The organism is Actinomadura nitritigenes (genome assembly GCF_017573545.1).
Classification (GTDB): Bacteria; Actinomycetota; Actinomycetes; order Streptosporangiales; family Streptosporangiaceae; genus Spirillospora; species Spirillospora nitritigenes.
This window is the reverse complement of sequence record NZ_JAGEOK010000046.1, coordinates 1-25672: the sequence shown is the minus strand read 5'-3', so window position 1 is coordinate 25672 and position 25672 is coordinate 1. Positions and strand designations below refer to the sequence as shown.

Genomic DNA, 25672 nt, shown 5'->3' with positions numbered 1-25672 from the left:
AGCGATGCAGCGATCGCCGCATTGCCCGTTGAAGGGAGGGCCTCCAAGGCCCGACCGCCGAGGGCAATCAAATGAACACGGAGCTCGTCGGGCTCTCGGGGGTCGGGGGACGGTGGCGGCCGGTGGCGGCGGGGCCGTTCGCGCTGCTGGCGGTCGCGCTGGCGCTGCTGCCGATCCGGCCCGTGTGGCTGTGGGCGCTGCTGATCGCGGCGGTGTCGGCGTTCCCGTGGCTGCTCGGCGCGGCGCCGGAGGCGCGCCGGCGGCGGCCCCGGCCGTACTGGCGGCTGTCGGCGGCGGGGCTGGAGCGGATCGGCAAGGGCGGGCTGGTGATGGTCCGCTACGAGCGGGACCGGATCGACGGGCTCGCCATCACGACCGGCGACGGCATGCTGACGGTGTTCCACCGGTTCGGGCGGACGGCGGTCGGCGGGCTGACGGCGATGGGCCTGGAGCCGCTGGCGCTGTTCGTGACGGCGCGCCGGCTCGGCATCCCGATGCACGTCCTGGACGGCGAGGCGAGCGACCTGCTCGACCCGGCGCTGGACGAGGCGCTGCGGCACGAGGGCCCGGACGGGGACGTGCCCGGTCCCGGCTTCTCGGCGCCCGGGCCGCTGCCGCGCGACCACGCCGCGGAGAAGCGGCTGCTGGACCAGGAGGCGGCGCTGCTCGCGGCGGTGCACGAGCCGCCGCGCCCGAAGGGCGGCGCGGACGGCGCGGCGCCGGAGCGCGGTGAGTTCCGCCTCGACACGCCCGACCCGCTGCCCGCGCGGCGCCGCGTCGCGCTGCTCGGCACGCTCACCGGCGTGCTCGGCGCGATCATGATCGTGCGGATCGCGGTGCAGGGCGCGGGCGGGTTCGAGGCGCGGCTGGCCGCGGGCTGCTGGGCGCTCGCCGCGATCACCGGGGTGCTGGCGGCGCGGCGGCGGCTGCTGCGCGCCGCCCGGGTGCACTGGACGATCACCGCGGAGCGGCTGCTGGTGCGGGCCCGGCCGGGCCGCCGCCAGCTCCAGGACCTGCCGTCCGGGGAGGTCGCGGCGGTCGTGGTGGGGCCGGGCCTGCGGCTGGACCCGCTGAGCGGCGAGCCGCGCCGCGCGGAGCTCGCGGCGCTGGCGTTCGGGCACCGGCTGGAGCTGGTCGCGCGGCTGCCCGTGCACGGCCTGGACGGCTTCCAGCTCGCGCACGCGCTCGACGACCACGGCTACCACGTGATCACGCCGGGGGCGCGGCCGCCGCGCCGTCCCGAGTACGGGCTGGAGGGACTGCCGGACATCTTCGCGCAGGTCCCCGGTGGCCGGCTGGTCGTCGCGGACGGCGGGCTCGGCTGGGCGGACGCGGCCGGCGACGTGGTGCTGAAGATGCCGGAGGACAGGATCGGCGGCATCGAGCTGCTGACGATCGCCGGGCACGCGTGGGTGCGGCTGTACGACGCCGACGGCGACGAGTTCTTCGCCGCGCCGCTGTCGGCGCTGCGGATCTCCCGCACGGACCTGCGCGAGTCGGCCCGGAAGGCGGGCCTGCCGGTGAACGACGCGGAGTACGACGCCTATCTCAGCGCCGCGTTCCATTCGGCGATGTCGACGCTGGCGGCGCCGGAGCCGGAGACCCGCGCGACGGCGCCGCTGTCCGCGCCGGGCGCCGCGTCCGACGGGTCCGAGGGGTCCGACGGTCCGGGCGGTTCCGAGGCGCCGGAGGGCGCGCGGGACGCGCTCCGGACGTCCGGCGGGCTCCCCGGCGAACCTGATCTCACGTTCACGGCGCCGGAGCCGCCGAGCCCGGTCACCGCGCCCGGCGCGCTGCTGGACGCGACGCGCCGCTCCCGCGTCGGGACGTACGGGATGAGCGTCCTGCTGTGCGAGGCGGTCGCGCTGATCGGCGCGGTGTGGCTCGGCCCCGACCTCGGCGGGTTCGGCACCACGGCGAGCTGGTCGGTGCCCGCCGGGCTGCTGGTCGGCCTCGCCGGCTACTGGCTGTACGACCGGAACCGCTCGCAGCTGCGCGTGTCGTCCGCCGGGCTGGCGGTCGTGACGCGGCGCGGCCGGGTCGAGTGGGACCTCGCCCGCGACCGCATCGGCGGCGTCGGCGTCGACGAGTCGACGGAGCGGCTGCCGCGGCTGGTCGTCTGGGGGCCCTCAGGACGCGTCCTGCGGCAGGTGACGTTCCCGCCCGACCTGGAGGAGCTGCGCCGCGCCTGCGAGCGCTACGGCGTCCCCTGGGGCCCGCCGGACGCCGACCGGCCCGCGCCGCCCCCGCCGGAGCTGTAGCGCAGCGACCAGGTCTTCAGCGGTTCGTAGGTCAGCTGGTCGTACTGCCTGCCGGGCAGGTGGCTGCACATCAGCTGGACGGCGTCGGCCGTCCACGAGCCGGTCGCGAAGGCCGACAGCGCCTCCATCAGCGGCCGCACGTCGATCGGCTGCCGGGACCTGGCGAGGGTCATGTGCGGCCGGAACGAGCGGTGCTTGTCGGGCGGCGTCCCGGCGCGGCGCCCCGCGGCGGCCACGGACGCCGCGAGCCGGGCCAGGCCCCGCCGGTCGCCGTACAGGCCCGTCCACAGCACGCGGGCGTGCGCTCCGTTGCTCGGGAACGCGCCGCCGCCCGCCAGCGACAGCGTCATCCGCTCGTGCCGCCGGGCGGCGCGCTCCAGCCGGGGCAGGAGCCGGTCGACGGTGCGGTCGTCGCACTCGCCGAGGAAGGCCAGCGTGACGTGGAGCAGCTCCCGCCGGATCCATTTCAGCTCGGGGACGTCGTCCTTGTGCGGAAGGACGGCCTCCTCGAGCTCGTCCAGGATGTCCGGTGGCGGTACGAGCGCCACGAAGAGCCTCATGGGAACGTCCGGAGAGCCACCACTTCAGCTTTCCAGCAGACGGCACCCGTTGTCACGCGGTTGCGCTGCGCCATCGGCGCCGGTCGCCGCCGCGCCGCCGGGCGCCGGGCCGTGGCGCGCCGCCGGCGCGGGGCGTCAGCGGCCTGCCGCCGGGACGCGGGCCAGCCGCGCGAGCGCCGGCCGGATCGAGCCGCGCGGCGCGGCGAGGGCCGCCACGACGACCGCGATGGCCATCGAGACCAGCCCGCCGAGCACGATGCTCAGCCGGGGCCCGAACTGCTCGGCCATCCAGCCGACGGTGGGCGCGCCGAGCGGGTTGGTCCCCATGAAGACGAACATGTAGAGGCCCATCACGCGGCCGCGCATCTCGGGCTGGACGCCGAGCTGCATCGTCGCGTTCGCCGACGTGGTGAAGGTCATCAGCGCGATCCCGGCGGGGACGAGCAGCACCAGGAACGACCAGTACGTGGGGGCGAGCCCGGCGGCGGTCTCCATCACGCCGAACGTCATCGCGGCGAGGACCAGCAGCCGGAGCCGGGGCTTGGTCACGCGCCGCGCGGCCAGCAGGGCGCCGGTCAGCGCGCCGAGCGCCAGCATGCTGGACGCGAGGCCGAACGAGGACGCCCCGGTGTGGAAGACCTCCTTGGCGACGAGCGCGGTCGTCATCTGGAAGTTCATGCCGAACGTCGCGACGAAGCCGACCATCACCAGGACGAGGACCAGGTCGCGGCGCCCCCGGACGTAGCGCAGCCCCTCGCGGAGCTGCCCCTTGGCGCGCTTGACGGTGCCGGAGTCGTGCAGCTCGCTCTCGCGCATCGCGTACAGGCCGAGCAGCACGGCGCCGAACGACGCGGCGTTCACGAGGAACACCGGGCCGGTGCCGATGACGGCGATCAGCACGCCGGCGACGGCGGGGCCGAGCAGCCGGGCGCCGTTGAAGGTGGCGCTGTTCAGCGCGATCGCGTTCGGCAGGTCGCGCTTGCCGACCATCTCGATCACGAACGACTGGCGGGTGGGGTTGTCGACGACGGTGGCGAGGCCGAGCCCGAACGCCAGCAGGTAGACGTGCCAGACCTGCGCGTTGCCGGTGACGGTGAGGACGCCCAGGATCAGCGCGAGCGCGCCCATCGACACCTGGGTGATCATCAGGACGCGGCGCTTACGGTAGCGGTCGGCGATCACGCCGCCCCACAGGCCGAACAGCAGCAGCGGCAGGAACTGCAGGCCGGTGGTGATGCCGAGCGCGGTGCCGTTGTTGTGGGCGAGGTCGAGGACGAGCCAGTCCTGCGCGACGCGCTGCATCCAGGTGCCGGTGTTGGAGATGACCTGGCCCATGGCGTACAGCCGGTAGTTCCGGGTCCGGAGGGACCGGAACATGCCGCCGGATCGGGCTTCCTCGGGGTCGTCCGACTCGGCGTCCTCGGCGGCGTCTGCGGCGGCGTCCGGCGCTTCGAGGACCGCGTCGGTCTCCTCGGCAGCGACGACGGCGCCCGCGGCCTGATCGGCCTCGGCGGCGCCCGCCTCGGCGGGCCGGTGCGCCTGGCCGGCGTCGGAGCCCTGGTCGGCGGGCGGCCCGGCGGCTGTTTGGACCGCTCCATTCGGGAGCCCCGCGCGCTCGGCGTGCGGCGGCGGTCCGGCGGCGTCCGGCCGGCCCGCCGGATGGACGGCCGCGCGGGGGGAACGGACGGGGGTGCGGGGGGCGGAACGGCGGCGGTGCGCGCGGGACGCTACGGGGAGCGCGGCCCCGGAGCGGCCGGGCCGCCCGGAGCGCGCCCCGCGCGCCGGGGCACCGTCCGGTTCATCGTGTCCATCGTTAGCAGAAGTCATTATCAAGGCTAACGATAATCGCGCGACCGCTATTCCGGCAACCGGACCGCCTCAGGGCACCGGATCCGGCCACCTGGTACCGGATTCGGCGGGGCGGGGTCAGGAGCGGCTGAGCTTGTCGATGATCGGCGCGGCGCGGCGCAGGATCTCGCGCTCGTCCTCGGTCAGCTCGCCGAGGCGGGTGGACAGCCACGCCTCCTTGCGGCGCCGTTCGGCGCGCAGCAGCGCCGAGCCGTCGTCGGTGGCCATCAGCACCACCTGGCGCCCGTCGGTCGGATGCGGGCTGCGGACCACGAGCCCGCGTTCCTCCAGGTAGGCGATGACGCGCGTCATCGACGGCGGCTGCACCTTCTCGTGGTCGGCCAGCTCGCCGGGCGTCATGGAGCCGTGCCGCTCGATGGCGGCGAGCGCCGCGAACTGGGTGAGCGACAGCGGGTTCGGCCCGCCGTCGGGCGCCGGCGGCCGCAGGTGCCGGAGCCGGCGCGACAGCCGCGCGATCGAGATGCGCAGCTCCTCGGCCAGCCCCGGAGGCGAGGCGGTCCGGCCGCCGGTCGGTGGCGTAGTCATCGTCATCGTTCTCCCGTGCTGGTCACCCATGCTGCCACGCCCGCTCCTTGACAGGTCCAGCTAACACTATTAGCTTTTTGGCTATTAAGTAGTCGAAGAAAGGACCGGGATGCCGCGCGCGGGCCTGACGCCGGACGCGGTGGTGGACGCCGCCATCGCCGTCGTGGACGCCGGCGGACCCGGCGCCCTCACGCTCGCCGCGGTCGCCGGACGGGCCGGGGTCGCGACCCCCTCCCTCTACAAGCATGTCCGCAACCTGGCCGAGTTGCGACAGCTGGTGACCGCGAGAATCCTCGAAGAGCTGGCCGACCGCCTCGGTACCGCCGCCATGGGACGATCCCGGGACGACGCCGTGGCGGCCATCATGCGCGCCTACCGCGGCTACGTTGTGGAGCACCCTAGCCGCTACGCGTCGCTGGAGCAGTCCGCCGAGCACGGGCGTTTCGCCGACGCCGCCGCCGAACGCGTCCTCGGCGTCCTCTACGCCGTACTGCGCGGCTACGGCCTGGACGGCCCGGAGCTCGTCCACGCGACCCGCTGCCTGCGCTCCGCCGTGCACGGCTTCGCCATGCTGGAGGCGGCGGGCGGCTTCGGCCTCCCGGAGGACCTGGAGGCCAGCTACGAGCGGCTGATCACCCTCTTCACCTCGGGCTTCCACCAGCCCAGGGTGTGACGCCCCTCTCGCCCGCCCGCCGCGTAACCTGATCTCCATGACCCCTCCGCGCCGTCCGGACCCGCCGCCCATGCGGACCAACGACGTCCGTGTGGCCCTCGCGGGCACCGTGGCGTGGGCGGTCGCGCTCGTCGTCCTGCTGGTGGCCGGGACGCCGTCCGGGGACCACTGGTGGCTCTGGGTGTGCGTGACGGGGATCGTCACGGGCCTGTTCGGCGTCTGGTACATCCCGCGGCTCCAGGCGGGCCGCGAGCGTCTGGAGGCCGCCCGCGCCGCGCGCCGCGAGGCCGCCGTGGAGGACGCGGTGCTGCCCGCCGACGGCGCCCCCGAGGGGCCCGGGGCCACGCGCCAGGACGCCGTCGCGGAGGCGTCCGAGACGTCCGAGACCTCCGAGACCTCCGAGGCGGACGTCTAGAACTCCGGCCGTCCAGAACTCCAGGCCGTCCAGAACTCCAGGTCGTCTAGGGCTCCAGGTCGTCCTCGGCCAGCAGGAGGGGCAGGGCGCCCGGGTCGCGGAGGACGGCCTCGGCGAGGAGCCTGGCCGCCCAGTCCCCGCAGGCCCAGGCGAGCGCGCGCGCGAGGCCGCCGGCCCCGCTCGCGTGGACTTCGCCGTCCCTCGTCCACCATGGGACGTCCTGGCCGTCCACGATGAGCCGCTCGTGCGCGAGATAGCTCTCCGGCGCCTGCGGCAGCACGGCCCTGACGGCGTCCGGGACGGGCCGCTTCTCCCCCGCCGTCTCCACCTCGCCGGGCACCTCGTCACCGGCCAGGGGCAGGTCGAGCAGTTCGGCGAGCCGCGCGTCCCGGCCCTGCGCGGCGATGACCAGGGGCTGCCCCGCCAGCAGCGGCAAGACGTCGGGACCGTCCAGGACGAGGGCGTCGGCGGCGTCGACGACCTCGACGGCGCCGTCCACCACCGCGCGCACGCTCTCGGGCGGCTCCACCGTGACGGCGGTGTCGGCGAGGGCCGTCCATAGGCCGCCGAGCTGGACCCGGCTGACGGTGCGTTCCGGATCGCCCATCCGGTCGAGCAGCTCTTGGGCGCCACCGGGTTCGTCCAGCAGATCCGCCAGCGAGGTACGGACGCCCAAGGCCAGCAGCAGCTGCTCGTCGAATCCTTCCGGGGCGATGTCGTAGAGCCCCGCGAGCGCATCGTCGCCCTGGAGGCGGAACTCGCCCGGCCTGCGGCCGTCCAGGATGGGACGGTGGCTCAGCCACCACGCGGTGTAGGACGGGACCACGGCGCGGTGGCCCGTGTAGAGGGCGACGTGGGCGGGCTCCACGATCGCGGCGCGCCATGGCGGTGCGGCCAGGAGCCGCAGCGCGGCTGGCCAGTCGTCGACCAGCTCCAGATCGCGGACCGCCTGGAACTCCGGCACGTGCGGCGGCAGTTCCTGCGGGCCGATCCGTTCGAGGACGTCGTCGGCCCAGCGGTCCTCGTCGTCGAGTTCGAGCGTCTCGGCCTCGTCCAGCAGGCCGGACAGGTTCACGTCCTCCGCGCGCACGAGGGCGAAGCCGTCCAGCACGCCCGCGGCGGCGAGGGTCTCGGCGCCCCACCGCTCCAGCGTCTCCGGCGCGACGACGCCGAACGGCGCGTCGCCGGCCATCACGGTCCGCAGCGGGCTGTCCGGCAGGAGCAGCTCGCCGGCGGGGTAGAGATCGCCGTCGTCGCCGGGGAGCGCCAGCTCGGCCAGCCACGGCTCCTCGCCGGGGTCGAGCCGGGCCGCCGCGACCAGGCCCAGGACGGCCTCGGCGACGGCGCCGGGGTCGTCGGCGTCGAAGGAGTCCTCCACGGCGGCCCGCACCGCCGGGTCGCCGAGCACCGCCCGCGGGCCCGCCTCGACCGCGCCGAGCCGCAGCAGCAGCGGATGGACGGCGCCGGGATGCACGAACCGCAGCCCGAGCGCGTCGAGGCCCTCCGGATCGACGCCGTCCGCGACCAGCAGGCCGCGCGGACCGCGCACCAGCCGTGCCGTCTCGCCCGCCAGCGGCACCGGAAGCGCCCCCAGAGCGTCCCTGGCGGCCTCGGCGAGCGCCTCGTACACCCGGTGCCACCAGCGCGGTCCGCGGTCCACAGCGGCCAGCTCGTCCACGACGTCGGCCAGCTCGACGCGGCGGACGCCGAGCGCGGCCAGCGCCGGGCTCCGCGCCGGCCAGCCCGGCGGCAGGAGCCCGCCGACGACGGCCTCCTCGCCGGCGCGGCCCGCGAGGAGGTCCAGGAAGGCGGCGGGGGCGTCCAGCGCCAGGGCGTCCCGGCCGCGCATCCGGCGGCCTTCGGGGTCGTCCGGGACGGGGAGGAGCGCCGCTTCGGGCAGGAGTTCCCGGATGGCCCGCCGCAGCCGCGCGTCCAGTTCCCCGGCGCCCACAGGGCCGGGCACCAGGTCGAGCAAGCGCGGCTCGGCCGGACGCGCCTTCAGCAGGTCCACGTACGCCTCGGCGGCCCGTGCCACGAGGAAGTCGGTCAGGGGGCCGGGCGCGACATGCCGCCTGTCAGGCGCGAGCGGGAACGACGCTATGAGCAGCGCCGGCAGGTCGAGCCGCTCGTCGCTGGGCGTGGGCGCGTGCACCACGGCGGGCGTACCGTCCGGCAGGCCCTCCTCGGGGAGCGCCCATCGCACCTGCCAGGACGCGCGCGCCCGTTCCTCCACGGGCCGGTCCTCAAGCAGTTCTCCAGGCGTCGTCCCATGCGCCTCGACGGTCTGCCACGCCTGCCCGTCGACGACGACCAGCCCGGCTCGGCGCGGCTCGGCGGAGAGCAGCCGGACGTCGCCGTCGATTTCGATCTCGACGGTCTCCAGCGCGGGCAGCGCCAGCATCAGCGCCGCGTCCACCTGCTCCAGCTGCCGCCGCACGGACCCGGCCGCGCCCGCCCGCAGCGGCAGCCGGACGACCGTGTCGAACCCGTCCGGGACCTCCGGCGGCGCCTCCGCCTCGAACGGCAGCCGCAGCAGCGGGACCCGGCCCTCCCGCCGCGCCAGCTCGTCCGCGACCCCGGCGAGGCCGCCCGCGAGCGCGCGCGCCCGGTCCTCCGACCATTCGACGCCGCCCGTCCGGGATGCGATGGACGGCTCGGAGGTCACGCCGACGACCGCCGCGAACCCGACGCCGAACCGCCCCACCGCGCCCGCGTCGCCGCGCTTCGCGGACGCCCGCAGCGTGGAGAGGGCCTCGACGCCCGCGGCGTCCAGCGGCGCGCCCGTGTTCGCCGCCGTCAGCACCGCGCGGGCGGAGTCCAGCGCCAGCCGCAGCCGCCCGGGGACGGCGGCGCGCAGCGCGGCGTCCGCCGCGTTCTGCGCCAGCTCGATGACCACGCGGTCGCGGTAGCCGCCGAGCGCGTGGTCCTCCTCGGTGTTGGCGTCCTCGCGGAAGCGCGCCGGGGACTCGTCCCAGGCGCGCAGGACGCGCTCGCGCAGCACGCGCGTGCGGAACGGGTCCGCGGCCACCTCGGTCACCACCTCGCCGCGCGGGTCGCGGCTCGTCGGAGGGACGGCACGCGCCCCCGGTCCGGTCTCGTCGCGGTCAGCTGTGCCCGAGCGCCTCGTCGTCCGGGGCTCCGGCGTCCTCGCCGGCGGACGGGACGACGTCGTAGCCCAGCTCGTCGATCACCGGCGGGTTGTGCTCGGACGCCGCCGGAAGGTTGACGGCCTCGGAGTGCGCGCCGCAGCCGTGGTCGGCGGACACCACCCGGCCGTCGTCCGGGGCGTACTCGTTGGCGCACACGCCGAACATCTGCCGCAGGTCGCCGGCGAGCGACACGTAGAACCCGCAGGTGGAGCACTGCGCCGGCGCGGACGCGGCGATCGGCGCGCGGGGCCCCGCGACGCCCTCGTACCAGCGGGCGGCGGCCTCGTCGCGGCCCTCGCGGGACAGCACCCGGACCCGGCCGAGGCCGAGCTCCCACTGCGCCTCGCGCTCGACGGACTCGTCGACCTGCGCGTAGCCGGGGGCGAGCCGGACGTCGTCGGGCGCGGTCGGCAGCAGGTCGCCGGGGCCGAGGTCGCCGGGGCGGAGCCGCTCCAGCCACGGCACCCACTGCGGCGCGAGCAGCGCGTCGTCACCGGGCAGCAGCACGCACTCGCTCACCGTGACGATCTTGGCACGGGCGGCGCGGGTGACCGTGACGGCCCACCGCCAGCCCGTGTAGGCCGGGTCCAGCGCGGCGAAATAGTGCGTGACCACCCGGTCGCCCTCGGCGCGCAGGCCGAGATGCTCCCCGACCGGCGCGGGGCGGGCGGTCTCCTCGGCGGCCGTCCGCGCGAGGTCCACCGCCTCGGCGCAGGCGGGATCGACGGCGGGCGTGCGGGGCCGGCGGGCGGGCCCGGAGGTGGTGCGCGCGGCGGCGGTACGCGCGGGGCTGGACTGACGCGTTGGGCTCACATCTCGATTCTCGCGCATCCCGGGGCATGACCCGACACACGGGCGGCGGACGGCGCGAGGTGATCCGGCCCGCCGAAAGGGAACGTACTCTCAATCAGGCGGCCGGACGCGCGACCAGGCGGGCCGCGGCGGCCGGAATCGGCACGAACCCCGCGAGGAGAGATCAGGGCGCGATGGGACTGCGACGCTCCGTGCGCGCCGGTGTGGGCGGCGCGGGCAGGACGCTGCGCCGCATGCGCTCGGCGGCGTGCGGCGCCGGCCGGCTCACCCGGCGTGTCACGCACGCGCACGGCGCCGGGCGCAGCGGCCTCGGCGACCTCATCGAGGCGTCCGCGCTGAACTCGGCGGGCGACGCGATGGTCACCGTCGCGCTCGCCGGGACGCTGTTCTTCGGCCTGGACGTCAACCAGGCGCGCGGCCAGGTCGCCCTCTACCTGCTCGTCACGATGGCGCCGTTCGCGCTGGTCGCTCCGCTGATCGGCCCCGCGCTCGACCGGATGCGGCACGTCCGCCGGTACGCGGTGGCCGCCACGTTCGCGATCCGCGGCCTGCTGTGCTGGGGCATGGCGGGCGCCGTCGCGCACAACGACCCGGTCACCTTCCTGCCCGCCGCGTTCGGCGTCCTGGTGACCTCGAAGGCGTTCGGGGTGCTGCGCGCCGCGGTGACCCCGCGGCTGCTGCCGGACGAGATCACGCTGGTCACGGCGAACGCGCGGGCCTCGTTCGCCGGGCTGATCGCCTCGTCGGTCGCCGCTCCGGCGGGCGCGGGCCTCGCCGTGCTGATCGGCCCCGGCTGGGTGCTGCGCATCGGCACGGCGGTGTTCCTGCTCGGCACCGTGTTCGCGATGCGGCTGCCGAGGCACGTGGACCTGCCCGACACCGCCGAGGCGCCGGCGGACGCGGCCGCCGCCGCCGGAACCGATGCGGGGGGCGAGGCGGACACCGAGCCCGACCGGCCCGCCCGGCACTGGCGGACGCTGCCCCGCGTCGGCCCGGTGGTCGCGGAGGCGATGCAGGCGAACGCCGTGCTGCGCGCCCTGTCCGGCTTCCTCGTGCTCTACCTGGCGTTCCTGCTCCGCCAGGAGCGGTTCGACCCGGTGTCGCACAACCTCGCGCTCGGCCTCCTCGCGGCGTTCGCGGGCGCCGGCGGCCTGATCGGCACCGCCCTCGGCGCCTGGATGAAGGCGCGGGCGCCCCGGCTGATCGTCACCGCGACGCTCGCCGCCGTCACCGCCGTGACCGCGGTCAGCGCGCTGTTCTTCGGCCTCTGGGCCGCGCTCGCGGTGGCGCTCGCGGCGGGTCTCGGCCAGGTCCTCGGCAAGCTGTCGATGGACGCGGTCGTCCAGCGGGAGATCGGCGAGGAGGTCCGCTCGTCCACGTTCGCGGTGACCGAGACGCTGCACCAGCTCGCGTGGGTGGTCGGAGGGCTGCTCGGCCTCGGCATGTCGATCGTCGCGGACGGCCGGGTCGCGCTGGCGATCGTCGCGGCGGCGCTCGCGCTGTCGCTCGGCCTGCTGCTGACCCGCCGCGCGGGCGCGCACCGCCGCGTCCCGTCCACGACGGGCGCCCCGATCAAGGACGCGCACACGCAGATGCGCGCCTGACCGTCACCGCGAGACGGCCCCTCCGGCGGCGCCCCGCTCCGGGCGCCGTCCGGTCAGGTACTGATGTCATCCGCCACTGCGCGCAGCACGGTCGCGATCTTCTTCGCCTCGGCCGGCGCCGGGTGCTTGCCGCGCCGGTAGGTGTTGGAGATCCCGTCCAGCAGCTTGATCAGGTCCTCGGTGATGACGACCATCTCGTCCGGCTTCTTGCGCCGCTGCTTGGCGATGGTCCGCTCGACCGACGGCAGGCTCTCCAGCACGCGCACCTGCAGCGCCTGCTGGCCGCGCCGGCCCTCGACCACGCCGAACTCGATGCGCTGGCCTGGCTTGAGCGTCGTCACGCCGCCCGGCAACGCCGAGGAGTGCACGAAGACCTCACCGCCGTCGTCGCGGGTGAGGAAGCCGAACCCCTTGTCGGAGTCGTACCACTTGACCTTGCCAGTCGGCACGGGATACCTCGTTCGGTAATCGTCCTGAATCGACCCCAAGATTAGTGCCTCGCCGGGTACCGGTGAACACGCCGGGACCCCCGCGAAGCCCCCTGGGGCAACGGGATGAAGCTATCCCGGACGCCGCCTCCGCGGCACCTCGATATCGGCCCTGCCGGCGCCCCGCGAGAGGACGGCCCGGCGCCCCGTCACACCGCCGCGAATCCCGCGAGCCACTCGGGGAAGGCGTTCAGGTCGGGGAGGACGACGTCCGCCCCGTAGGCGGTGAGGGCGGCGGAGTCGAACGCGCCGGTCGCGACCGCGACGGCCACGGCGGAAGCGGCGCGCGCGGCGTCCACGTCACCGGTGTGGTCGCCGATGTAGGCGCGCGCGCCGTGCTCGCGGAGCGCGGCGCCCTTGTCGGCGCCGAACAGCCCGCCGACGACGGTGTCCACGTCCAGCCCGAGGAAGCGGACGGTGCGCTCGGTGTCGCGCTGGTTCTTCCCGGACACCACGACCACCCGGCCGCCCACCGCGCGGACCGCCTCCAGCGCCGCGGCGGCGCCGGGCATGGCCTCGGTCACCGGGAGCGCGACGTCCGGGTAGAGCGCCCGGTACAGGTCGGCCATCGCGGGGATCCGCTCCGGCGGAAACCAGTACGCCAGCTCCACCTCCAGCGGCGGACCGAGCCGCCGCACGACGGTGTCGACGTCGATGGGGACGCCGGTCTCCGCCGCGATCGCGGCGTACACCGCGGCGATCGCGGCGCGCGTGTCGGCCAGCGTGAGGTCGAGGTCGAAGCCGACGGAGAAATCGGCACCATCCGGACGGGGAATCTTCCGCGAATCAAGGTCCAGCACGCCACACAGGGTAAAGGTCCGGTATGGAGCGAAAGCCAACGCCGGGGCGCGCGAGGGACGGTCCGCGACGGACGGGCCCGGACGCAAGTACCCGCGCTCTCCCGGTAGTGGCGATGCGACGGGATCCGAGTAGGAGAGCGCGGGAACTCTTGGCGCGGGGACCTTTGGTGCCCGGCCCCGGTCTGGTCTGCCGGGTTCCGGGCGGCCGCCCGTGTCGAGTTGATACCCGCGCCTTCTGCCGAAAACCGTTTGACCAGGAAAAACGTAGGGATCGAACGAGCCACCCCCACCCCAAGGACGATCAGCCGCAGGCCGGCCCGGCGAAGGAGGGCGCCCCATGGCGGACAACAGGGCAGACGACACGGACCGCACGACGAGCGCGCGGGAACCGGTGAGGCCGGACCCCGGCCGGACCGAACCCGCCGGTACGGGCACCACCGCGCGGCACGCCATGACCGGGACGCGCGTCGACCCGGGCGACCACCGGTCCCGGCGGCCGTTCACCGCGTCCGCGGCGGCCGCCCGCAAGCGCACCGTCAACCTGGTCGCCACGGTGATCTCGGTCGTGACGACGATCGTGGTGCTGGTGCTCGCGGTGCACATCCTGTTCGTGGTGTTCGACGCCAACACCGGCAACGACCTCGTGCACTGGTTCGGCGCGCGCGCCGACGAGCTCGCCTGGCAGTTCAAGGACGTGTTCCAGCCCGACAACGCCAAGGCCGACGTCGCCGTCAACTACGGCCTCGCCGCGCTCGTCTACCTCGTCATCGGGCGGATCGTCGTGGCCGTCGTCCGCCGCGCGGCCTGACCCCCGCCCGCCCGGACGGCTACCGGCCGGGGAAGCGGACGACGTCGAAGGGCCACGCCGTGGTGACCCATTGCCGGACGAAGTCCTCCAGGTCCTTCTCCAGCGCGGTGTCCTCCTCGTCGGCGCGGACCCAGAACACCACGACGGCGTCGGCGCCGGGCTCGCCGGACGGGGCGACGTGGATGCGGCCGAACTGGCGTTCCCCGTCCGGCGTGTTCACCACGTAGCTGAAGGAGCGGCGCAGCTGCCCCTCCTTCTGCAGCCACGCGACGTCGATCAGCGCCTGCTCGAAGGTGAACTCGCGGTCCGGCCAGCCCCACTCCGGGCCGAACCGGCCGGCGAGCCGGTCCAGGCTGCCGATCACCGCGCCGTAGTCCTTGACGACGTCGTGGACGGTGATCGGGCGGATCTGGAAACGGGGTCCGGCGACCAGCGTGGGCACCACGAAGTCCTCGGGGAGGAAGGCCCCGTCGGCCGCCTTCCGCGGAGACATGAACATCGTCGACCCTTCCGGCGACGCCCCTTCCGGCACAGGGGCGCAGAGCATCGAACTCTAGTCGCCCCCGGCGCGGGGCGAGACGCGTCACGAATTCGGGCGCGCCGGGCCGCGGCAGGAGCCCGCAGGTCCAAGATGCCTTACTGTTCTTCCGGAGGAATTCATCACCATGACGAGATCTACGCGCGAGCGGATCGTGGCCGAGTCGCTCCGTCTGTTCGCCGATCGAGGCTACGCGGCGACCTCGGTGGCCGAGATCGAGGCGGCGGCCGGGCTGTCGCCCGGCGCGGGGGGCCTGTACCGGCACTTCCGGTCGAAGGAGGAGGTGCTCGCCTCCGCGATCCGGGAGCACATCGAGCGGACCAGGCAGCAGATCACCACCGTGCTCGACCAGGCGGAGGTGTTCGCCGACCGCCCGCTCGAGGTGCGGCTGCGGATGACCTGCCAGGCCGGGCTGGCGAAGATGCGCGAGGAGCAGGACCTGATCCGGGTGCTCTTCCGCGACCTCGACCAGTTCCCGAACCTGGTCGCGGAGATGCGCGAGGGCATCGTCAACCCGCTGTACGACGGCATCGCGACCTGGCTGTCGCAGCAGCCGGAGTACGCGGGCGCCGAGGAGGACTGGGCGGCGGTCGCCTCGATCCTGGGCGGCGCCGTCGTCAACTACTGGCTGGCGAACGAGTCGATGTACGAGCCGCCCACGCGGATCGACGAGAAGCGGTTCGTGGAGAGCTGGGCCCGGCTCGGGCTCGGCCTGGTGAACCTGGAGCGCACGCCGGCGTCCTGATCCGCCGTTCCGGCCGGTTCCCTATCGCGCCGGACGGCGTTTCCGGCACGCCCTCCTCCGCGTGCCGCGGCGCCGCACCGGCCGCACCGTTCCGCTCCTACGCTGGGAGGGTCCCGCACTCGCAGCGTCCGACATGCGGAAACGCCCCGTTCCCGGGGCGCGGCGGGCCGGGACGCCCGCGACACTAAGGTGGCGAACGGCATGGAATCGTATGCGGACTGGCTGCGCGCACGAGCCGACGACGAGCTCCGCGCGCTGCTGTCCGCGCGTCCGGAGCTGCTCGCGCCCGTCCCCGCGGACCTGACCGCGCTCGCCGCGCGCGCCGCGACGCCCGCCGCCGTCTCCCGCGCCCTCGACCGGCTCGACCGGTTCACGCTCGCGACGCTGGAGGCGGCGCTCGTGCTGCCCTCGCCGGTGCTGCCGGACGCGCTGGCCGCCGCGCTCGACGCCACTCCCGCCCAGGTCGGCGACGCCGTCGACCGGCTGCTGCGGTTCGGGCTGGTGTGGAACGGCGGCGACGGCGCACTGAACCCCGCGCCGGGCGTCCGGCAGGGACTGCCGCATCCCGCGGGGCTGGGCCCGCCGGTCCGGGAGGTGTTCGCCGGGTACCCCGTCGAGCGGCTCGCCGCGCTGGTCACCGACCTGCAGGGCGAGGCGCCGCGCGGGTTCGCCGACTCGGCGCGGCTGCTGCGCCGGCTCGCCGAACTGCTGGCCGACCCGGCGCCGCTGGTCGAGGCCGCCGGCCCGGAGGCGCGGTCCGCGCTGGACGCGCTCGCCTGGGGGCCGCCGGTGGGACGGGTCGCCGACGCGCGCCGCCCCGTCCGGGTCGACACCGCCGCGACCCCGATCGAGCGCCTCCTCGCGCGCGGGCTGCTCGCCGCCGAGGACGACCGGACGGTCACGCTGCCCCGGGAGATCGCGCTCCACCTCCGCGGCGGCCGCCTGTTCCAGGACCTGCCGGCCGAGCCGCCGCCGCTCGCCGGCGCGCCGTCCGGCAGCCCCCGCGGCGAGGACATGGTGGTCCGCGCCGCCGCCGGTGAGGCGTTCAACGCGGTCCGGCTCACCGAGGAGCTGCTGGAGCGCTGGGGTCTGGAGCCGCCGCCCGTGCTGCGCAGCGGCGGCCTGGCCGTCCGCGACCTGCGCAACGCCGCGACGCTGCTGGACGTCCCGGAGTGGAAGGCGGCGCTGCTGGTCGAGGTCGCGTACGCGGCGGGCCTGCTGACCCGCAGCGGCGACCTCGACGGCGAGTGGCTGCCGACCCCCGCCTACGACCTGTGGCTGATGCGCGACACCGCGGGCCGCTGGACGGAGCTGGCGCGCGGCTGGCTGAAGTCGGACCGGGCCGCCGGGCTCGCCGGGGAGCGCGACGACCGGGACCGGCTGATCAACGCGCTGAGCGAGGCGATGGTGCGCAGCAGCGCCCCCGCGACCCGCCGCGCAGCCCTGGAGATCCTCGCCGGCGCAGAGCGCGGCACCGCCGTGGACGCCGACGCGCTGCGGGCCCGGCTGGCGTGGCTTCGTCCCCGGCGCGGCGGCCCGGCCCGCGACCGGCTGGTCGGCTGGACGCTGCGCGAGGCCGCGGCGCTCGGCCTCACCGGGTTCGGCGAGCTCGCGCCGTTCGCCCGCGACCTGCTCGCGGGCCACGACCCCGAGCCCGGCCTGGAGAAGTACCTGCCGGACCCGGTCGACCGGATCCTCATCCAGGCCGACCTGACCGCCGTCGCGCCGGGCCCGCTGGTCACCGAGCTGAGCCGGGAGCTGGCGCTCGCCGCCGACGTCGAGTCGACCGGCGGCGCGACCGTGTACCGGTTCACCCCCGAGTCGATCCGCCGCGCCCTCGACGCCGGGCGCACCGCCGACGACGTCAGCGGCCTGCTGGCCCGGCACTCGGCGACGCCGCTGCCGCAGCCGCTCACCTACCTCATCGACGACGTGGCGCGCCGGCACGGGCACCTGCGGGTCGGCTCCCTCGCCTCGTACGTGCGGACGGACTCCGCCGGCACGCTCGACGAGATCCTCGCCGACCGGCGCGCGGCGGCGCTGCGGCTGCACCGGCTCGCCCCGACGGTGCTGGCGTCCAGCCTGCACCGCGGCGAGCTGCTCGACGGGCTGCGCGCGATGGGCCTCGCGCCGGTCGCCGAGTCACCGGGCGGCGGGGTGATCGTGACGCGGCCGGACGCGCAGCGCGCCGAGCCGCCGCCGACCGCCGAGATCGTCCGGCTGCGCCCGGACCAGACCGCGGACGACTCGATGATCTCCGCGGCGGTGCGCGCGCTGCGGGCCGGCGACGAGGCCGCCCGGCACGGCGCCGAGCAGGCGCGGCTGCGCGCGGACGCCCCGTCCGGGGAGCCGCCCCGGTCCCCGGCGATGGCGACGATCGAGCGGCTGCGCGGCGCCGTCGACCGCGGCGGCCGGGTCTGGATCGGCTACCTCGACCAGCAGGGCCAGGCGTCCAGCCGGATCGTCGAGCCGGTCCGGGTGGAGGGCGGCTTCCTCACCGGCTACGACGCGACCCGCGCCGCCGTGCACCGGTTCGCGCTGCACCGCATCACCGGCGTCGCCGAACTGGACGACGAGTCCTGACGCCTCCGGCACGGTGACCCGCCCGGAGGGACCGGCGGCCGGAGGGAACCGGCAGCGCGCCCGTTCTGTCCAACCATGAGCGCTATCAGGCAGGTACCGTGCCCTCAAGCGCGAGGAGGCTACCGGTGAGCGGATACGGAGGGGTGCCGCCCGGCTGGCACGACCCGTACGGCGGCTACGGCCAGGGCGGGACGCCGGGGTGGGACGACGTCGGCGCGTACGGCCCGCAGGGCCAGCCGTACGGCCCGCAGGGCCAGCCGTACGGCCCGCAGGGCCAGCCGTACGGCCCGCCCGGCGTGCCCCACGCGCCGGCGAACAACGGCTCGGCCATCGCGGCGCTGGTGTGCAACTGCATCGTGGCGCTGCTGTGCTGCAACATCGTCGCCATCCCCGGCATCGTGACGAGCGCGCTCGCCCTCGGCCGCGTGCAGACCGACCCGGCCTCGGCCCGGCGGCTGACGATCTGGAGCTGGTCGCTGTTCGCGGCGTCGGTACTGATCGGGATCATCATCGCGGTCATCTACTTCGCCGTCATCCTCACCCACGACCCGGACTACACCTCGACCGGCGGGGTCTGAACCGGGGCCGGCGCCGCGGCGCGCCGGCGGTGCAGCGCGAGCGCGACGAGCATCCCGGCCGCCATGCCCGCGGCGGCGAGCAGCACGGCGGTGCGGCTCCCGTCGGCGATCGCGGCCCGCAGCAGATCGCCGGTGCGGCCGCCCGTCCCCGCGTTCGCGACCGCGGTCAGCACGGCGAGGCCGATCGCGTTCCCGAGGTTCAGCGCCGTGGACGCCGTCCCGTTCGCGACACCCTGCCGCTCCGGCGCGACACCGGTGGACGCGGCGATCCACATCGCCGTCCACACGAGCCCCTGCCCGACCCCTGACACGACCAGTCCCGGCACGGTCGTGAGGAACGCGGCGTCGATGTCGAACCCGGCGGCGAGCAGCGCGGTGCCGACGACCCCGGCGGCGAAGCCGATGACGAGCGTCCGCCGCGTCCCGAGCCGCCCCACCATCCGCTCGCCGAGCTGGGTGCCGGTGGCGATCGCCACGGACGGGACGAGGAATGCCAGCCCCGTCTCGAGCGCCGAGAACCCGTGCACGTCCTGGAAGAGGACCGTCAGGAAGTACGGCAGCGCTCCGAACGTCCCCATGAACACGAACGTGGTCGCGACCCCGACGACGAGGCTGCGGTTGCGCAGCAGCCCGAACGGCATCAGCGGGTCCGCGCCGCGCGCCTCCACCACCGCGAACGCGGCCAGCAACACGGCGGCGGCGGCGAACGCTCCGATGATCGGCCGGGCCGTCCAGCCGGTCTCCGGCCCCTGAACGAGCCCGAACACCAGCAGCGTCGCACCGCCGGTCACGGTCAGGGCGCCGGGCAGGTCGAACCGGCGCCGCTCGCGGACCGCGCCCCGCCGGTCGTCAGGGATCACGAACAGCGCCGCGACCGCGACGAGCCCCGCCAGCGGGACGTTCACGAAGAACACGGCGGGCCACCCGAACGCCTGCGTCAGGACGCCGCCGAGCAGCGCGCCGGCGGTCAGCCCGCTCGCCCCGGCGCCGCCCCACACCGCGAGGGCCCGGTTGCGGCGCGGTCCCTCCTCGAACAGCGTGCTGATCAGCGACAGGGTGGACGGGAGCAGCAGCGCCCCGCCGATCCCCTGGACGGCCCGCGCCGCGATGATCACGCCGGGCGCGCCCGCGAGGCCGCCGGCCAGCGAGGACAGCGCGTAGAGGGCGAGGGCGGCGACGAACGTCCGGCGGCGTCCGAGCAGGTCGACGGCGCGGCCGCCGAGCAGCAGGAACCCGCCGGCCAGCACCACGTAGGCGCTGATGACCCACTGCCGGGTCTGATCGGAGAAGCCGAGGTCGGTGCCGAGGTCGGGGAGCGCCACATAGACGATGTTGAGGTCGAGCGAGAAGATCAGCTGCGCCAGGGCGAGGAGCGCGAGGCTCCCGCCCGGCCGGCGCCGATCGGGTGCGGGCATGCGAACGGTCCTGTCTCTCGGAAGATCCAAAGCGAACTGTTCGAATGTTGTCGTACAGTCCAACTGTTCGTCAATATGCGTACTGACGTACCGTCGCGTAGGCTGGCGGGCATGATCGCCCAGCACCCCGACCGGGACCAGATCCTGCTGGAGAACGTCCTCGCCGCCCTCGGCAACCCGCTGCGGCTGCGCATCGTCGGCGTCCTCGCCGACGGCGGCGAGCACAGCTGCGGCAGCATCCTCGACGACATCTCGAAGTCGACGCTCACCCACCACTGGCGCGTGCTGCGCGACAGCGGCGTCATCTGGCAGCGTCCCCACGGCCGCGAGAACCTTCTCTCGCTCCGCCGCGACGACCTCGAAGCGCGCTTCCCCGGCCTGCTCGCCTCCGTCTGCGGCGCCCTCGCCGGCCGCTGACGCGGTGCCGGCGGCCCCACTGGCGACCGCGAACGCGGTGCCGGCGGCCGCCGACGCAATATCCCGGACGGATCGGGCGTTGAACCCTGCGGCCCGCCCGGAACGCGCGACGCGCCGGCACGCCTCGGGTAGCGTGCACGGCGTCCGGACGAGCCATCGCGATCATCGACGGGGGCTTCTGCATTGACCGACGGTCCGCTCATCGTCCAATCCGACAAGACGCTGCTGCTGGAGGTCGACCACGAACTGGCCGACGCCTGCCGCAAGGACATCGCCCCGTTCGCCGAGCTCGAACGGGCGCCCGAGCACGTCCACACCTACCGGGTCACGCCGCTCGCGCTGTGGAACGCCCGCGCCGCCGGGCACGACGCCGAGCAGGTCGTCGACACCCTGATCACGTACTCCCGCTACCCCGTCCCGCACGCGCTGCTGGTCGACGTCGCCGACACCATGGCGCGCTACGGGCGGCTGCGGCTGGAGAAGCACCCCGTGCACGGGCTCGTCCTGTCCTCCTCGGACCGCTCGGTCCTGGAGGAGGTGCTCCGCGCCAAGAAGATCAAGGGCATGATCGGCGACCGGGTCGCCGACGACACCGTCGTCGTCCACCCGAGCGAGCGCGGCTCGCTGAAGCAGGCGCTGCTCAAGCTCGGCTGGCCCGCCGAGGACCTCGCCGGCTACGTCGACGGCGAGGCGCACGCCATCTCCCTCGTCCAGAACGGCTGGGAGCTGCGGTCCTACCAGCGCGACGCCACCGAGGCGTTCTGGCACGGCGGGTCCGGCGTCGTCGTCCTGCCGTGCGGCGCGGGGAAGACCATCGTCGGCGCCGCCGCGATGGCCCGCGCCGAGGCCACCACGCTGATCCTGGTCACCAACACCGTCTCGGCGCACCAGTGGAAGCAGGAGCTGCTCCGGCGCACCTCGCTCACCGAGGACGAGATCGGCGAGTACACCGGCACGAAGAAGGAGATCCGGCCGGTCACCATCGCCACCTACCAGATCATGACGACGCGCCGGAAGGGCGTCTACACGCACCTGGAGCTGTTCGACGCCCGCGACTGGGGCCTGGTCGTCTACGACGAGGTCCACCTGCTGCCCGCGCCGATCTTCCGGATGACCGCGGACCTGCAGGCCCGCCGGCGCCTCGGCCTCACCGCGACGCTCGTCCGCGAGGACGACCGCGAGGGCGACGTGTTCTCCCTCATCGGCCCGAAGCGGTACGACGCGCCGTGGAAGGACATGGAGACGCAGGGCTGGATCGCCCCCGCCGACTGCGTCGAGGTCCGCGTCACCCTCACCGACGCCGAGCGGCTCGCGTACGCCACCGCCGAGCCCGAGGAGCGGTACCGCTTCTGCGCCACCACCGACACCAAGACGAAGCTCATCCAGGCGCTCGTCGACCGGCACCGGGGCGAGCAGACCCTCGTCATCGGCCAGTACATCGACCAGCTCGACGAGCTCGGCGCGCTGCTGGACGCGCCGGTCATCAAGGGCGAGACGCGGGTCCGCGAGCGCGAGCGGCTGTTCGACGCGTTCCGGTCCGGCGAGCTGAACGTGCTGGTCGTGTCGAAGGTCGCGAACTTCTCCATCGACCTGCCGGAGGCGTCCGTCGCCGTCCAGGTGTCCGGCGCGTACGGGTCGCGGCAGGAGGAGGCGCAGCGCCTCGGCCGCCTGCTGCGGCCGAAGGCGTCCGGGCAGGGCGCCCGCTTCTACGCCGTCGTCGCCCGCGACACCCTCGACCAGGACTACGCCGCCCACCGGCAGCGCTTCCTCGCCGAGCAGGGCTACGCCTACCGGATCGTCGACGCCGACGCGGTCCTCGCGGGCGAGGAGATCTGACCCGCCGGCGGCGTCCGGAGGACGCGCGAACGGCCGAAGGGCCGGGGAAGGCCGAAGGGCCCGGCGTCGCGCACGCCGGGCCCTTCGGTGTCCGTGCCGTCAGCGGATGTAGGCGATCCCGTCGATGCAGACGGTCGGCCGCCCGGACGTCCCCGCGACGACCACCTTGATCGTGTGCTTGCCGCTGGCCTTCCAGGCCCGCGTCCAGATGAGCTGCCGGTACGCGAGCGAGGACGCGCGGGTGTCGAGCGTGCCGACCTTCACGCCGTCCACGTAGACGACGACCGCGCCGACGTTCGACTGCCGCTTGACGACCAGGCCCGCCTCGCGCCCGGTGAACGTCCAGCTCGCGCTCGCGCCCTTGCTCGCGCTGTAGAGCCCGTAGCCGCCGAGGTAGGAGCTGTTCGTCGTCTTCTTCCACGTCCCGGTCCGGGTCGACTGGCCCTCCGGCATGAGCGCGACGCTCCGGGAGATGCCGGACGTCGCGGTGTTCCCGGCGGCGTCGGCCGCGGTCAGCGACCACGACTGCGCCGTCCCCGGCTTCGCCGACGCCGCCCAGCTCGTCGTGGTGGCCGCGAACGTCTTGGCGGCCGGCGACGTCGCCTTGACCGAGTTGAGCAGCGCGTTGTCGGTGGCCTTCCAGCCGAGCGTGACGGGGACGGCGGTCGTGCTGACCGTCGCCCGCCGCAGCGACAGCGCCGGCGGCGTCCCGAAGACCGGCTTGGTGACGTCCGCGACGACCGTGGCCGCCGGCGAGTCGGCGGTGCTGCCGTCGCTGTACGTCGCGTGCACCACGACGCTGTGCGTGCCGGGCTGCAGCGTCAGCGCCGCGGACGACGCGCCCGCCGCCGGCGTCGCCGCGACCGCACCGTCCACGCGGACCTGGTACGTCGCCGACGCGACCGGCTTCCACCCGACCGTCACGGTGCTCTTGGTGTAGTAGCGCCCGCCCACGTTCGTCGCGCCGGTCAGCGTGACGGCCACCGCCGGGGTGGTGAGCGCCTTCGCGGCGGTGCGGATCGCGCCGAGCTTGGCGTACAGCTGCGCTCCCGGGCAGGCCGTCGCGAAACCGTCACGGTGCCCGGAGATCGTGTAGAACGACACCTTCTCCCCGTACGGGTACTTCCCGCCGGTCCCGTTCGGCGCCATCGACGTCAGGGTCGTCTTCCCCGTCGGGTCGACGCCCGTCAGGCCGAGCTTCCACGCCGCCACCTTCGCGACGCCGTTCAGCGCCGCCTGCGTGGGCGCGACACCCGCAGGCGTCTCGTTCGCGTTCGTGTAGGTGCCGAGCACGGCGATCCCGGCCGTGTCCGTGTTGAAGCCGTAGGTGTGGGCGCCGTGCACCGGACGGTCGACGCCGCCCCCGCGGCCCTCGTACACGGTGCCGCACTTGTCCACGAGGAAGTTGTAGCCGATGTCGTTCCAGCCCTCGCTCTTCACGTGGTACAGGAAGATCGACCGCACGACGGACGGAGCCTCGGCGCACGTGTAGGAGTTGCCGGTGTCGGAGTGGTGGACGAACACCGCCTTCACCGACGTGTCGTACTCCGGCGGGTCCTTGACCAGCGACTCGTCGGCTCCCCACGCCGCCCGCGACACCATCGTCGGCTTCGGCGCGGTGACCGCGGTCGTGACCGCCGCGGAGCTCGACGGCGACGCGGTCGGGGACGTGCTCGCCGACGGCGACGCCTCCGGAGTCCCGCTCGCCGACGCGTCCGGGGCGGGCGAGTCGCTCGGGGCCGGGGAGTCGCTGGGAGCGGGCGAGTCGCTGGGGGCGGGCGAGCCGACCGGCTCGGCGGCCGCCGCGAGCCGGACATCGGTGCCGCCCTCGCCCGCGGCGCGCGGACGTGACGTCCCGCTTCCGCCCGCGCCCCCTTCGGGGTCGACGAGGTCGACGCGCAACCCGGCCGGGAGGGTGCGGCCCTGCCCGGTCACCCGCACCTCGACGCCGTTGGAGGGGCCGACCCACAGGCCGTTCGTCCCGCCCCGGCTTCCCGGCCCCGCGCTCTCGCGGGTATCGGGGGCGTCCTCGGTCGCCGGCTCGACCTCCTGCCACCCCGACCAGCGTCCGGACGCGGCGGCCCGGGTCCGGACCCGCACCGTCCCGCGCAGTTCCGACCGCGGCCTGTCCCATGTCACGCCGAGCAGGCTGAACGGCTCGGTGGACGCGGCGGGCAGCCCCGCCACCTTCTTCGCCGCGGAAGCGGCCGTTAAGTCCCGCAGCGCGTGCTGACTAACGCGTCCCGGGCCGGGCCGGGCGGCCGCGGCGGTCGTGGCGTCCGACCCGTCGGAGACCAGATAGGTCACCGTTCCCGCGACGACGACCGCGGCGACGGACGCGCCGACCAAAGTACGCCTGAGCATGTCTCTCCGATCACGACCCGGGCCGAATCAGCCTCGGCCGGCATCCCGGCGCCCCATTGTGCGCCTCTACCTCAACAGCGCCCCAAGCCTCACATTTGTCACGCAAGCACCGGCGAGGACAACGGTAAGCATCACTGACCGGACAATGGCGGCTGCCTCACCGGGCCGGACGACCGTCCGGCGGCGGCCACGAACGCCGCGACGCCCACGCCGGTGATCACGAGGGTCATCAGCAGCGCCAGGAACCAGCCGAAGTCCAGCGAGGCGTGCAGCTGCTTCTCCAGGAGAACGCGCACCACGGGAGGGAGCGCGCGGGGCTGCCCTTCGAGAACCGCGGACTTGGCGGAGTCGAAGCGTGTGGCCGCGAGACCCAGGGAAACCAATCCGAGCAGCCCCGGAATCGCCGCCGCACCGACGAGCCGTCCATTCCGGAGAATCGCGCCCACCACACCCAGGCCGCCGGCGGCCAGGGCGCACAGCAGCGTCAGGTAGCCCCAGCCGACGGCGCCCTCGAAACCGTTGAACGACCTGTCCAGGCTGTGGGCGGCACCCGACGTGAGCCCCTCCGCCTGCAGCGTCACTTTCACCCACGGGAGGACCGCAGAGACCAGCAGCAGAGCCGCCGCTCCCGCGATCACCAGGCCGAACCAGTTCGGCCCGCCCCCAGGTGTCCTCTGAGAACCCCCGGGCCCGAACGGAGCGGCCTGCTGGTAGGGAACGCCCGGGTAACCGGGCCCTGGCGGACTTCCCGGCTGGGGCGGGCCTCCCGGTTGTGGTCCCCACTGAACTCCCGGGGGCGCGCCCTGAGGCACTCCCGGTGGCCCGAACGGCTGCCCGTGATTTCCCGGCGGTGGATTCTGGCCCGGCTGCGGGGGCGGGGTCGCCCATTGCGGCTGCCCTGGTTCTGGTGGCTGGCTCATGGTCGTCAGTCGTCCTCACTGGGGGGCGGAGGCGGACGTCGGGAAGAGTCGGAGAGCCACCCTACTCTAACGAACAGCCCCGTCTACATAGTGAGCCGCACCGGACTTCGCCGGCGGGCGGCGCCATCGGGCCTGGAAAATGGAAAAGGCCCCGCCGTGATCGGCGGGGCCTTTTCGCAATATGTGTCCGGCGGTGTCCTACTCTCCCACACAGTCTCCCATGCAGTACCATCGGCGCTGAAGGGCTTAACTTCCGGGTTCGGAATGGGACCGGGTGTTTCCCCTCCGCCATAACCACCGAACGCCTCACG

General features: G+C 74.7%; 21 protein-coding genes and 1 rRNA gene. 10 read left to right on the top strand and 12 right to left on the bottom strand.

Features of this window, described 5'->3' with window-relative positions; genetic code table 11:
• The first annotated feature begins 71 nt into the window (after positions 1 to 71).
• Positions 72 to 2261 (top strand): hypothetical protein, encoded by a 2190-nt coding sequence (locus J4557_RS43675; RefSeq protein ID WP_208272866.1) that lies wholly within the window; start codon positions 72 to 74, stop codon positions 2259 to 2261.
• On the opposite strand, the gene thpR is transcribed toward J4557_RS43675, so the two are convergent.
• The 3 genes from thpR to J4557_RS43660 all read right to left on the bottom strand — a co-directional run bounded on the left by thpR (position 2198) and on the right by J4557_RS43660 (position 5215).
• On the bottom strand, positions 2198 to 2821 hold the full coding sequence (gene thpR / locus J4557_RS43670; protein ID WP_208272864.1) for an RNA 2',3'-cyclic phosphodiesterase: 624 nt from the start codon (positions 2819 to 2821) through the stop codon (positions 2198 to 2200). The genes J4557_RS43675 and thpR overlap by 64 nt on opposite strands.
• A 135-nt stretch (positions 2822 to 2956) precedes the next feature.
• The gene (locus J4557_RS43665) at positions 2957 to 4198 is read right to left on the bottom strand and encodes an MFS transporter (RefSeq protein WP_208272930.1); all 1242 of its coding nucleotides are present in this window, start codon (positions 4196 to 4198) and stop codon (positions 2957 to 2959) included.
• A gap of 549 nt (positions 4199 to 4747) precedes the next feature.
• Positions 4748 to 5215, bottom strand: coding sequence for a MarR family winged helix-turn-helix transcriptional regulator (locus tag J4557_RS43660; protein WP_208272862.1), 468 nt, complete (start codon positions 5213 to 5215; stop codon positions 4748 to 4750).
• A gap of 109 nt (positions 5216 to 5324) precedes the next feature.
• Here J4557_RS43660 and J4557_RS43655 point away from each other — a divergent pair, with 109 nt between their 5' ends.
• Positions 5325 to 5888, top strand: coding sequence for a TetR-like C-terminal domain-containing protein (locus J4557_RS43655; RefSeq protein WP_208272860.1), 564 nt, complete (start codon positions 5325 to 5327; stop codon positions 5886 to 5888).
• Positions 5889 to 5925: 37 nt separating this feature from the next.
• Entirely contained in the window at positions 5926 to 6303 is a 378-nt protein-coding gene (locus J4557_RS52005) for a DUF2530 domain-containing protein (RefSeq protein ID WP_208272858.1), read from the top strand.
• Positions 6304 to 6349: 46 nt separating this feature from the next.
• Here the strand turns inward: J4557_RS52005 and J4557_RS43645 are convergent, their stop codons facing one another.
• Positions 6350 to 9340: a sacsin N-terminal ATP-binding-like domain-containing protein gene (locus J4557_RS43645; protein ID WP_208272856.1), complete on the bottom strand. Its 2991-nt coding sequence runs from the start codon at positions 9338 to 9340 to the stop codon at positions 6350 to 6352.
• Positions 9341 to 9407: 67 nt separating this feature from the next.
• Complete coding sequence (locus J4557_RS43640) at positions 9408 to 10154, bottom strand: DUF3027 domain-containing protein (RefSeq protein ID WP_307800549.1); 747 nt, start codon at positions 10152 to 10154, stop codon at positions 9408 to 9410.
• Positions 10155 to 10438: 284 nt separating this feature from the next.
• Between J4557_RS43640 and J4557_RS43635 the strand changes: the two genes are divergently transcribed.
• The gene (locus tag J4557_RS43635) at positions 10439 to 11869 is read left to right on the top strand and encodes an MFS transporter (RefSeq protein ID WP_243777311.1); all 1431 of its coding nucleotides are present in this window, start codon (positions 10439 to 10441) and stop codon (positions 11867 to 11869) included.
• 53 nt (positions 11870 to 11922) lie between these two features.
• Here J4557_RS43635 and J4557_RS43630 read toward each other — a convergent pair whose 3' ends face one another.
• Together J4557_RS43630 and J4557_RS43625 are read right to left on the bottom strand one after the other, a co-directional pair.
• On the bottom strand, positions 11923 to 12318 hold the full coding sequence (locus J4557_RS43630; RefSeq protein WP_208272853.1) for a cold-shock protein: 396 nt from the start codon (positions 12316 to 12318) through the stop codon (positions 11923 to 11925).
• Between the two features lie 188 nt (positions 12319 to 12506).
• Positions 12507 to 13157 carry an HAD family hydrolase gene (locus J4557_RS43625; RefSeq protein WP_307800544.1) on the bottom strand — a complete coding sequence of 217 codons (651 nt, stop codon included), beginning with the start codon at positions 13155 to 13157 and terminating at the stop codon, positions 12507 to 12509.
• A gap of 337 nt (positions 13158 to 13494) precedes the next feature.
• Between J4557_RS43625 and J4557_RS43620 the strand changes: the two genes are divergently transcribed.
• Positions 13495 to 13965: a hypothetical protein gene (locus J4557_RS43620; RefSeq protein WP_208272849.1), complete on the top strand. Its 471-nt coding sequence runs from the start codon at positions 13495 to 13497 to the stop codon at positions 13963 to 13965.
• A 19-nt stretch (positions 13966 to 13984) separates the two neighbouring features.
• Here the strand turns inward: J4557_RS43620 and J4557_RS43615 are convergent, their stop codons facing one another.
• Positions 13985 to 14464 (bottom strand): GNAT family N-acetyltransferase, encoded by a 480-nt coding sequence (locus tag J4557_RS43615; RefSeq protein WP_243777309.1) that lies wholly within the window; start codon positions 14462 to 14464, stop codon positions 13985 to 13987.
• A gap of 166 nt (positions 14465 to 14630) precedes the next feature.
• Between J4557_RS43615 and J4557_RS43610 the strand changes: the two genes are divergently transcribed.
• The 3 genes from J4557_RS43610 (at position 14631) to J4557_RS43600 (ending at position 18409) form a co-directional block, all read left to right on the top strand.
• Entirely contained in the window at positions 14631 to 15248 is a 618-nt protein-coding gene (locus J4557_RS43610) for a TetR/AcrR family transcriptional regulator (protein ID WP_208272847.1), read from the top strand.
• Between the two features lie 201 nt (positions 15249 to 15449).
• Positions 15450 to 17831 (top strand): helicase-associated domain-containing protein, encoded by a 2382-nt coding sequence (locus tag J4557_RS43605; protein WP_208272845.1) that lies wholly within the window; start codon positions 15450 to 15452, stop codon positions 17829 to 17831.
• A 125-nt stretch (positions 17832 to 17956) separates the two neighbouring features.
• On the top strand, positions 17957 to 18409 hold the full coding sequence (locus J4557_RS43600; protein ID WP_208272843.1) for a hypothetical protein: 453 nt from the start codon (positions 17957 to 17959) through the stop codon (positions 18407 to 18409).
• On the opposite strand, the gene J4557_RS43595 is transcribed toward J4557_RS43600, so the two are convergent.
• Positions 18385 to 19824: an MFS transporter gene (locus tag J4557_RS43595; protein ID WP_208272841.1), complete on the bottom strand. Its 1440-nt coding sequence runs from the start codon at positions 19822 to 19824 to the stop codon at positions 18385 to 18387. The two genes, J4557_RS43600 and J4557_RS43595, sit on opposite strands and share 25 nt — an antisense overlap.
• A gap of 111 nt (positions 19825 to 19935) precedes the next feature.
• On the opposite strand from J4557_RS43595, the gene J4557_RS43590 reads away from it, so the two are divergent.
• Together J4557_RS43590 and J4557_RS43585 are read left to right on the top strand one after the other, a co-directional pair.
• Complete coding sequence (locus J4557_RS43590) at positions 19936 to 20241, top strand: ArsR/SmtB family transcription factor (protein ID WP_208272839.1); 306 nt, start codon at positions 19936 to 19938, stop codon at positions 20239 to 20241.
• A gap of 183 nt (positions 20242 to 20424) precedes the next feature.
• Complete coding sequence (locus tag J4557_RS43585; RefSeq protein ID WP_208272837.1) at positions 20425 to 22077, top strand: DNA repair helicase XPB; 1653 nt, start codon at positions 20425 to 20427, stop codon at positions 22075 to 22077.
• 99 nt (positions 22078 to 22176) lie between these two features.
• Here the strand turns inward: J4557_RS43585 and J4557_RS43580 are convergent, their stop codons facing one another.
• The 3 genes from J4557_RS43580 to rrf all read right to left on the bottom strand — a co-directional run bounded on the left by J4557_RS43580 (position 22177) and on the right by rrf (position 25663).
• Positions 22177 to 24441, bottom strand: a complete 2265-nt coding sequence (locus J4557_RS43580) for an N-acetylmuramoyl-L-alanine amidase (RefSeq protein WP_208272835.1) — start codon at positions 24439 to 24441, stop codon at positions 22177 to 22179.
• A 131-nt stretch (positions 24442 to 24572) separates the two neighbouring features.
• Positions 24573 to 25079, bottom strand: coding sequence for a hypothetical protein (locus tag J4557_RS43575; RefSeq protein ID WP_208272833.1), 507 nt, complete (start codon positions 25077 to 25079; stop codon positions 24573 to 24575).
• 467 nt (positions 25080 to 25546) lie between these two features.
• Positions 25547 to 25663 (bottom strand): 5S ribosomal RNA (gene rrf, locus J4557_RS43570).
• Positions 25664 to 25672: the final 9 nt, after the last annotated feature.

Bases quoted from the DNA above. Each gene is read 5' to 3' on its own strand.
- J4557_RS43590 (WP_208272839.1), top strand. From the start codon at position 19,936: ATGATCGCCCAGCACCCCGACCGGGACCAGATCCTGCTGGAGAACGTC.
- J4557_RS43675 (WP_208272866.1), top strand. From the start codon at position 72: ATGAACACGGAGCTCGTCGGGCTCTCGGGGGTCGGGGGACGGTGGCGG.
- J4557_RS43655 (WP_208272860.1), top strand. From the start codon at position 5,325: ATGCCGCGCGCGGGCCTGACGCCGGACGCGGTGGTGGACGCCGCCATC.
- J4557_RS43660 (WP_208272862.1), bottom strand. From the start codon at position 5,215: ATGACTACGCCACCGACCGGCGGCCGGACCGCCTCGCCTCCGGGGCTG.
- J4557_RS43665 (WP_208272930.1), bottom strand. From the start codon at position 4,198: ATGTTCCGGTCCCTCCGGACCCGGAACTACCGGCTGTACGCCATGGGC.
- J4557_RS43635 (WP_243777311.1), top strand. From the start codon at position 10,439: ATGGGACTGCGACGCTCCGTGCGCGCCGGTGTGGGCGGCGCGGGCAGG.
- thpR (WP_208272864.1), bottom strand. From the start codon at position 2,821: ATGAGGCTCTTCGTGGCGCTCGTACCGCCACCGGACATCCTGGACGAG.
- J4557_RS43580 (WP_208272835.1), bottom strand. From the start codon at position 24,441: ATGCTCAGGCGTACTTTGGTCGGCGCGTCCGTCGCCGCGGTCGTCGTC.
- J4557_RS43595 (WP_208272841.1), bottom strand. From the start codon at position 19,824: ATGCCCGCACCCGATCGGCGCCGGCCGGGCGGGAGCCTCGCGCTCCTC.
- J4557_RS43610 (WP_208272847.1), top strand. From the start codon at position 14,631: ATGACGAGATCTACGCGCGAGCGGATCGTGGCCGAGTCGCTCCGTCTG.
- J4557_RS43620 (WP_208272849.1), top strand. From the start codon at position 13,495: ATGGCGGACAACAGGGCAGACGACACGGACCGCACGACGAGCGCGCGG.
- J4557_RS43615 (WP_243777309.1), bottom strand. From the start codon at position 14,464: ATGTTCATGTCTCCGCGGAAGGCGGCCGACGGGGCCTTCCTCCCCGAG.
- J4557_RS52005 (WP_208272858.1), top strand. From the start codon at position 5,926: ATGACCCCTCCGCGCCGTCCGGACCCGCCGCCCATGCGGACCAACGAC.
- J4557_RS43605 (WP_208272845.1), top strand. From the start codon at position 15,450: ATGGAATCGTATGCGGACTGGCTGCGCGCACGAGCCGACGACGAGCTC.